Origin of the sequence: Streptomyces spongiae (assembly GCF_009377185.1) — a bacterium.
Classification (GTDB): domain Bacteria; phylum Actinomycetota; class Actinomycetes; order Streptomycetales; family Streptomycetaceae; genus Streptomyces; species Streptomyces spongiae.
The window spans coordinates 1-8,120 of the sequence record NZ_VJZC01000463.1; the positions used below are offsets into that span (position 1 = coordinate 1).

The 8,120-nt window shown below is 67.5% G+C and carries 5 protein-coding genes; 1 reads left to right on the forward strand and 4 read right to left on the reverse strand.

All coding sequences use genetic code 11. The annotated features are described in order from the left end of the window. Nucleotides 1–112: DUF397 domain-containing protein (locus FNH08_RS38210; protein WP_152776119.1), on the forward strand; the 112-nt coding region annotated here is incomplete at its 5' end. Here FNH08_RS38210 and FNH08_RS38215 read toward each other — a convergent pair. The 4 genes from FNH08_RS38215 to FNH08_RS38230 form a co-directional block, all read right to left on the reverse strand. Continuing rightward, nucleotides 84–473: a hypothetical protein gene (locus FNH08_RS38215; protein WP_152776120.1), complete on the reverse strand. Its 390-nt coding sequence runs from the start codon at nt 471–473 to the stop codon at nt 84–86. The genes FNH08_RS38210 and FNH08_RS38215 overlap by 29 nt on opposite strands. A 61-nt stretch (nt 474–534) precedes the next feature. Beyond that, complete coding sequence (locus FNH08_RS38220; protein ID WP_152776121.1) at nt 535–864, reverse strand: hypothetical protein; 330 nt, start codon at nt 862–864, stop codon at nt 535–537. A gap of 109 nt (nt 865–973) precedes the next feature. Next, the gene (locus FNH08_RS38225) at nt 974–1,252 is read right to left on the reverse strand and encodes a DUF6959 family protein (RefSeq protein ID WP_152776122.1); all 279 of its coding nucleotides are present in this window, start codon (nt 1,250–1,252) and stop codon (nt 974–976) included. Continuing rightward, nucleotides 1,249–7,983: a polymorphic toxin-type HINT domain-containing protein gene (locus tag FNH08_RS38230; RefSeq protein ID WP_322726159.1), complete on the reverse strand. Its 6,735-nt coding sequence runs from the start codon at nt 7,981–7,983 to the stop codon at nt 1,249–1,251. The genes FNH08_RS38225 and FNH08_RS38230 overlap by 4 nt, the downstream gene beginning before the upstream one ends. Between the last annotated feature and the right edge of the window lie 137 nt (nt 7,984–8,120).

The window sequence follows — 8,120 nt, forward strand, 5'->3', positions numbered from 1 at the left end:
CCCCACCCACATCCCCGTCCGAGACAGCAAGAACCCCACCGGACCAGCCCTCCTCTTCCCCGCACCGGCCTGGCAGGCGTTCGTCACTTCGCTCGGTCGAACCACCCCATAGCCTCCGGCAGGAACAGCAGAACAACCGCCGGCACCCCGAGCACTATGCGCAACGCCGCGTCCACGAACTCAGCGGGCGACCCGGCGCCGAATGCCTGGTTGAAGGACCCGACGAGGACGAACACCATCACCACGATGGTCGTCATCCGAACCCCACCACGAGCACTGCCGTCGTAGGTAAGCGCAAGCAGCGCACACACCCAGACCAGGATCCACGGCGCCATCAACTCGCCCATCCCGTACGACGTCAGCCCGTCCTCCAACGCGAGCATGACCACCAGCCCGGCGAACGCCAGCCCGAACAGCAGGAGCTGGGCGGCACGCGCCTGCCGGGGCATGACGGCTCTGTCGACTTCACTCATTGAACTCCACCTTGAGGAAAACACAACGTCCGATCAGGGGATGCGACGGGCGAACAGGCGGTCAGTCGCCGTCGAGATGCAACTCCGTCGAGGGGTCGGCCGAACAGACCCAGGCGAGACGCAGAACGCCCTCCAGGAGGGCCCGGTCGAACGGGTCGTCGACTCGCCGCCGGACCACTTCGATCTCGGGTATGAACTGCTCCATTTCCGCCGACGACAGAATCAGCGACCTGTAGGGGGCGACCCGATTCAGCATCGGCAGGCCACTGTCCGAACAGAGGCGGGCGAGCCTGTCGGCGTCATCCACGACCACGTCAATGAGACCCGCTCGTCGCCGCTTCGGGCTTGTGCCCTGCTGGGCCACCCTCATCAGGGCCGCATCGACGCCCATCAGGCCGACTCACGTACATCCATGACCGATCCCCACCCTTTGCTTTCGACGCGTGTGCCCCGGCGGGAGACCCCGCCGGATCACACGCTCACTCAGCGGAGAACTCTGCTCAGTCGACGTAGGGCAGGTCGATGCCCGCCCCGGTCAGCGTCTCTTCGTAGAACGACTTCAGGGACGCGACGACCGTCTGGATCTCCTCCAGGGCGAACTTCGCGTCGTCGAGATCTCCTGAACGGAGGTTCTCCGAGAGCTCTTCCACGACCTCGTGAAGGGACTTCAGGGAATCACCCTGCAGCGCGGCCGCGGGGTACTGACGGCCTTCCAGCTGAATCACGGCGTAGTTCCCGGACGCGGCCAGAACAGCGGCTGAATTGCTTGACTCGCTCACCCGCGAGGCTCCTTGGGGTAGAAGGTGATGTAGGGCCTGGAATCGTCCAGTGGGCCGGTGAAGATGTCCTGTCGCCTTCCGGCACCCAAGGTCACGTCCGCCTTGGGCAGCGAGCTGGACACCGAGTGCTTCTTGCGGCTGGTGATTCCAGTGATCACGAAGTCCCAGTCCGACTCGGGTCCGGCCTTTCCGGCTGCCCGGCTCCCGACCACCGAGATCGGCATGCCGATGCGGTCGGCGGCGTTCTGGATCCGCTTGCGCTCCGCCCCCGTGAGATTCATCAGGTCCGCACCGGCCCCGACAGCCGTCTCGCACGGGGTCGAGTTGTGGACCAACACGGGCGTGGTTCCGGCCAGCACATAGTACGTGTGCAGGTCGCCGACCGTGAGGTTGTACGTGCGGACGTGATCGCTGTACGCGCGGTTGCCGGTCACGACGACGGTGTCGCCCTCGTCGGTGAGCAGCGCCATGCCCGCCGTGAGGTCGCCCGCCTCGATCCAGGCCTGCTCCGACGGTGACCAGAACGGGTGCTCGTACGTCGCCGTCAGCTGCTCGATGCCGTCGTCGGTCGCGATGGACAGCTCGTTGAAGTGCTTGTCGTCCTCGGTGATGATCAGGTGGGTGACCTTGCGCGGGCCTGTCTCGCCGGTCTCCGGGTCAGTCGCGAGCACCTCGTCGCCGACCTCGACGTCCTCGATGTCCTTGGTCGAGCCGTCGGCCATCTCGACGTCCGTGCCCGCGAGGAAGCACTTGGTGCAGCCGGTCTTCGGTGCCTCGACCTCCTTGGCGGCTTTCTTCCCGCTGTTCTTCACGAGCTTCTTCGCCAGAGTCTTGACGAGTCCGCCCACGCCGGTGGCCATGCCGGCCACTTCGGCCGCGTCATCCCCCGAGTCGAACATCTTGGAGTCGGTGTCGACCCCGTGCTTCTCGACGAAGTTGTCGTACCAGTCGGTCGCGCCGCTGCAGTCCTCGAACCAGCAGCCGGGGGCGAGCTCCGACATCGCTTCGGCGCCGGCGATGAGGTTGTGGACCGCACCGGCCGCGAAGTCCTTCCAGGACCCTTCGGCACGCGGGTCTGCGGGCTCAGGCGACCACTGATTGCAGATGCCACGCTGCACGTAGAAGATCGGGCAGTCGCTGTTGCCGGCCTTGGGGACCCAGTTGCCGGTGCCCAGCGTGCTCAGGCCTATGGAGCCGTTCGAACGGGAAGACCTGGTGCTCAAGTAGTTGATCACCGCGACGACCACCTTGACCACGGCCACGATCAGACCGATGAGGGATCCGAAGAACCTGCCGTCGGGGTCGGCGAAGGTGACGGGGTTGTTGTTGCTGTAGGCGTAGCCGTTGATCTGCTGCGGGTCCTTGACGTCGGCCACCGGGTCGACGCTGACGAACCGCCCGGCTGACGCGTCGTACTCCCGCGCTCCCAGGTGGGTGAGCCCGGTCGGGTCCTCGGAACCGCCGACGAAGCCCCGCTCACCGACCCACGCGGTGGCGGCCCGGCCGCGGTCCTCGCCGAACGGGGTCATCTGCCGCCGGGTGACCGCCTGAGTGGAGGCGTCGACCTGCACGCTCGCCGTGCCGTTGTGGTCACTGGCGATCCACGTCAACCCCGCGGTCGTGCGCATCGCGACGGCCTGCCCGCCGTGGGTGTAGTAGCGGGTGGCCTCGACCTTGTCGCTCGCCTTGCCGAGACGCAGCTCGGTCTCGCCCAGGTAGAGGGTGGTGCCGGTCGTGTCCCTGCGGATGAGCCGGTTGCCGTCGGCGTCGTTCAGGAACTGCGTGGTCGTCCTGTCGGCCTCGGTGACCTTCTCCAGGCTGCCCTCGGCGTTGAAGTCGAGGTTCTGAGCCTTGTCGCCGATGGTGCGGGTGTCGGTGTTGCCCGAGGGGTCGTAGGTGTAGCTGGTGCGGCCCGCGACGGACCCATCGGCCTTCTTGGTCTCGGTGGAGGCCAGAGCGTGCGGGCGGGGCTGGTCGGCCGTCTTGTACGTGTACGAGGTGGTGGCGCCGGTCACGTGGTCGGTCGCCGTCTCGCGGTTGCCCGCGCTGTCGTACGTGAACGACTGCCAGTACTTGCCCGGGCCGCCCACGTTCGCCTTGGCAGGCGTGGTGGCGCAGTCGGCCGTGGTGGTCCAAGCGGTTTTCAGGCGGCGGTGGCCGTCATAGGTGAAGCACTGACGATCGGTGGGGCTGGTGGCCTTGTCCTCGATCTCGACCGGGTTCCCGGCGAGGTCGTAGCGGTAGTAGACATCCGAGTCGGTGCCCGTGTGAGCCTCCGACACCACGCTCTGGCGGGCCAAGCGCTTGGTGCCCGTCTCGTAGCTGCGGTTGATCTCCGTCCAGTCCGCCGACGACGAGACACCCAGCGTCGTGCGGATCTGCTCACCGGCAGGCAGGTAGTCCGTGTTCCGGACGATGCCCGTCAGGCCCTGCAGAGTGTCCGGCATCCGCTGCTCGGTGTAGCCGTAGGTCAGGACCTCCCGGTCGAGGCCACCCATCGCGGGGATGGTCCGCTTCTGCAGGGTGCCGTCGACGTTGTAGGCGTTGCTGATGGTCCACACGCCGTTGGTGCCGGCCAGCGCGCCCTCGGTCTTGCTGATCGTGTACTGCTCGTTCAGGACCCGGTAGAGCTTGTCGTACTTGGCGTTGGTCAGGGCGTACATGTCACCGGACCTGCCGCCGACGTAACGGAGGGCCGAGGTGAGCCGTCCCTTGGCGATCGTGTCGTACGTCCAGCGCGCGAGGTATCTGGCGTCCTCGGGCGCGGGAGCGCCGTTCACCATCGGCACCTTGCCGTCGAGCCTGCCCGTCGTCCGGCCGAGCAGGTCGTAGGTGAAGCCGATCGTCTTCTTACGGGCGTCCGTTGCCGCCACGACCTGGTCGAGTTCGTTGTACTCGGAGGAACTGGCACCCGCGTCCGGGTCGACGACGCTGGTGCGACGGCCCAGGAAGTCGTAGCCGTACGACCAGGTGTTGCCGTCGTCGTCCTTGACCTCGTTGAGCCGGTCGGCGTGGTCATAGCCGTAGGTGAGGCGGGTGAAGTCGGTGCTCGCCTTGTTTCCGTCGTACTCCAGCTTCTCGAGGAGCCGTCCACGCGCGTCCATCTTCTCCCGGACGGCAGGTGCGCCCGCCGGGGGTTCCACGAGGGTGGAGTCGCCGTTGTAGGTGTGCGTGGTGCGGGAGAACTCCTTGCCGTTGGTGAGCGTCTTCTCGACCGCGGGACGCCCGGCACCGTCGTGGACCGTCTCCGTGCCCGCGGGGGCCGCCGTCAGCAGGTCGGCGAGCTTGCCGGAGGGCGCGGTGGTGTCGATGTAGTCGGCCGAGGTCGAGACCGCCAGTCCGCGCGTGTCGTACTTGGTCTCGGTGATGACGCGGCCCGTGCCGGTCGCGGCGGGCGCCTGGGTCTGGCGCAGGCGCAGGAGCGAGTCGTAGATGGCGTACTCGGTCTGGTACGAAGTGCCGTCGTTGTTGAGCGACTTGGTGGCCACCCAGGACGCGGCGGTGTTCTGGACCTTGTACTCGAACTTGTGCGTGGGAGCCTGCTCAGCGGCCCGGTCCCGGTCGGCGAGCCACACGTCGGTGAGGCGGCCGAGGCCGTCGTAGGCCAGTTCCGTGCGGTTGCCGTTGGGGTCGGTCGTGGCGGTGCGTACGCCCCAGTCGGGGGCGAACGCGGTGGTCGTGGAGTGATCGAGGGCGTTGGTCTCGGTCTGCTTCGTCAGCGGACCACCGGCGGCAGGGGTGTACTCGGCGTGCAGCGTCCGCGTGCCCTTGGTGTCCCAGCTGTCCGTGAGGCGCCCCAGGGCGTCGTACTTGGCGGTGGTCACCGTCTGGAGCACAGCGGTGCCGTCGGACTTGTAGTCCGTGACCCGTGCCTCGCGGGTCCCGTCGCCCTTCGTCGGCGCCTTCCCATAGGCCTGGTCGTCGTACGAGGTCCGCACGTCCGAGATGACGTCCGTGGTCTTCGGGTCACCCGTCCGCTTCGGTGTCGCGTCGCACCCGACGGACACCTTCTCCACCCGCTTGGGCAGGGAGAGGATCCACGCCGAGGTGTTGGTGGCGTACTCGGTGACCGTGCAGTCCTTGTCGCCCGCCGCGTCCGTCTCCTCCTTCGTGGGCAGGCCGCTGGTCGGGTCGTACGTCGTCGACTTGGTCGCGGTCAGCGCGGTGCCGCCGGTCACCGGGGTACGGGTGACCGAGGATGCGGTGCGGACCATGTACGCGTTGACCGTGCCGTAGGAGTGCTTCTCCGTGGCGGTCGTGCGGGACCAGGGGGTGTTGATGGTGCCGCTGGTCTCGGCGCCGTCCACGCCGTTGTACGTGATCTGCTCACGCAGCTGGCCGGCGAACTGCTCGGAGTCCGTCTTCTCGACACCCTTGGAGTCGGTGACCGTCTCCTTGCGGGTGGTGTCGTCGGACTGGTTGTCGCCGTCCATGCCCCGGTAGTAGAGGGATGTCGACTTCGAGCGGGTTCCCGAAGTCTCACCCGTGGTCGTGGTGACCTTCTGGTAGCCGCGCCAGATGCCCCATGTGCGGTACTTGGCGGGTGTGATGGGCGACTCGTCGTCGTACGCCCAGGCTCCGCCGCCGCTGTAGGTGTAGTTCGTCTGCTTGAGCGGGGCGTCGCCGAACGGGTCGGACTCGGTGACCTGCGTGACGACGTACTTGTGGAACCAGTCCGTACGCGGCTTGGGGTCGGTACCCGGAGTCGGGTTGGACGGCGGGATCCACTTCACCGGGTAGCAGCGGCGAGTGTTGGCGTCCAGCTTGGAGGGGACGTCGCTGCCCGCGACACAGTCCTCCTTGGAGTAGTTCACGGTCAGCTTGGAGCCGGTCTCCGAAGTGACCGTCCGGACACGCCACTTGATGAAGGGGGCGACGTCGTCGCCGGTCTTGTCGACGCGGTTGTGCAGCTGGACACCACTGAACGTCACCGCGGGCAGCGAGACGTCCGTGCCCACCTTGCCGGTGCGGCGGATCGAGTCAAGCCAGAGACCGGCGTCCGAACCGTCGCCCGGATCCGGGAACGCCTGTTGCAGCTGCCAGGAGTTGACGCTGCGGTAGTCGCTGTCGGCACCGGTGCCGGAGCCGTCGTACACCTGCGTGGTGACGTTCGTGAGTCGCTTGCGGGTGAAGAACGACGGGCTGGGCTGGTCGGTGCAGGGCGTGTCGGCCTTGCAGATCTGGTCGAACGGGACGTCCGGCCAGGCGTTGCGGTTGGAGGAGGTCAGCGAGCCGCACGTCTCTCCGTCGGAGACCGGCAGGCAGCGCTCGGCGACCGTGAAGTTCACGCGCGCCGCAGCCGGCTGAGTCGTGGAGAAGATCGTGTCGGTGCGTTGGCCGTAGTCGATGCGCTTGAGCCAGCCGCCGCGGGTGTACGCGGTGCCGTTGCCGGTCGTGCCGTTCTTGGCGTAGTGGTTGGTCTCCTTGGAGTACCAGTACGTCATGACGTTGCCGTGCGGGTCCACGACGTAGTCGAGGTTCCACCGCCAGGCCTGCGTCTTGGCGCGGCCGGAGAAGGAGTCGCCGGAGGAGTAGCCGGGTTCGCCGGAGTCGTCGCCGAAGACCGGGACCGTCCATACGGAGTTGGTCTCGAACTGGCCCGAACTCCATCCCGGGAGACGGTCCTTACCGAAGACGTACTGGGTACCGTCGGTCCCGGTGACCGTCCAGAACTCACCCTTGTCGCCGTTCTCGCCGGAATCGCCGTCGTCACCGTTGACGGCACCGGTCCCACGGACGACGCGCTCGCCGTCATCGCTCTTGGGCCGCCATTCGCCGTCGGAACCCTTGACCAGGGGCGTCGACTTGCCGTTGAGGACGAGGGAGGCGTTGTCCTCCTTCCAGCACTGGTCGTACTTCTTGTCCTGTCCGTCGTCCTCACAACTGCCGTACGCCCGCTCGATGTAGGACACGGGCAGGTCGAAGCCCTCGCCGATCCACGACGGCTGCGCGCTGGTGGAGGAGGTGCGGCCGTCCACGCTCTGTGCGGAGTAGCCGATGGACAAGTTGGGGGAAGGGCCCGCCGGGGTCGGCGGGGCCTCCAGGGGGTAACTCCAGGTGAAGTCACCGTTGGAGCCGCCCGCCTGCCAGGTGGAGGAGGCCGCCAGCGGGGTGGCCTCGTACGTGCCCTGGTCGGAGGAGGCGGCCGCGGACAGCGCCAGCACCATCGGTGCTCTGCGGGTGCCGACCTTCGCGGTCACCGTCTCCTTCTCGGCGTCGTTCTCCGAGGCCACCGGTGTGGTCTTACGGCACTGCGCCTTCTCTGGCGTGGTCAGGGCGCACTCGGGCAGGCGTACGAGCCTGAGGCGCGAGGACCAGTTGCCGCTGTAGGCGTCGGCGAAGGAGCTGTAGTCGACGGTGGTGGTGGCCTTGGCAGAGCCGGAGTCGGAGCCGGTGACAGTGAACGCGAAGCCGTCGATGCCGAGTTCGGACGTCGTACGGCTGTCGACGACCCGAACCTTGGGGTCATCGGCAGCGGTCTTCGCCGCCCGTACCGCCTTGGGCAGCCGGACCTCCACCGCCGACGCATCCGGCCACTCCACCTCCGCCCGCGCCTTCGCGAGCGTCCTGCGCGCGGCCGCCACGGTCGGGTCGTGGACCTTGGTGAGCTTCGCGTCGAAGGGCTCGGCCTTGCCGTACCTGGCCTTCTGCAGTGCGGTGTGCTCGCGGTCCCGCTCGGCCGCCTGGGCCGGTGCCGCGCTCAGCAGACCGGCGACAACGGCCGACGACACGGGCAGAACGATGGCGGCCAGTCGCCGTCGGCCCGCTCTGCTCCATGCCCATCTTCTGAGCAGCAGTGAACTGTTCCTGGACACGTGGGGGGTTCTCCCGAATTCCGAGGTGTAGGGGGCGTGCCGGGCTCGTGGCC

What these genes read in the sequence shown, in the direction of transcription:
- FNH08_RS38220 (WP_152776121.1), bottom strand. Translation starts at nt 864, where the DNA reads ATGGGCGTCGATGCGGCCCTGATGAGGGTGGCCCAGCAGGGCACAAGC.
- FNH08_RS38215 (WP_152776120.1), bottom strand. Translation starts at nt 473, where the DNA reads ATGAGTGAAGTCGACAGAGCCGTCATGCCCCGGCAGGCGCGTGCCGCC.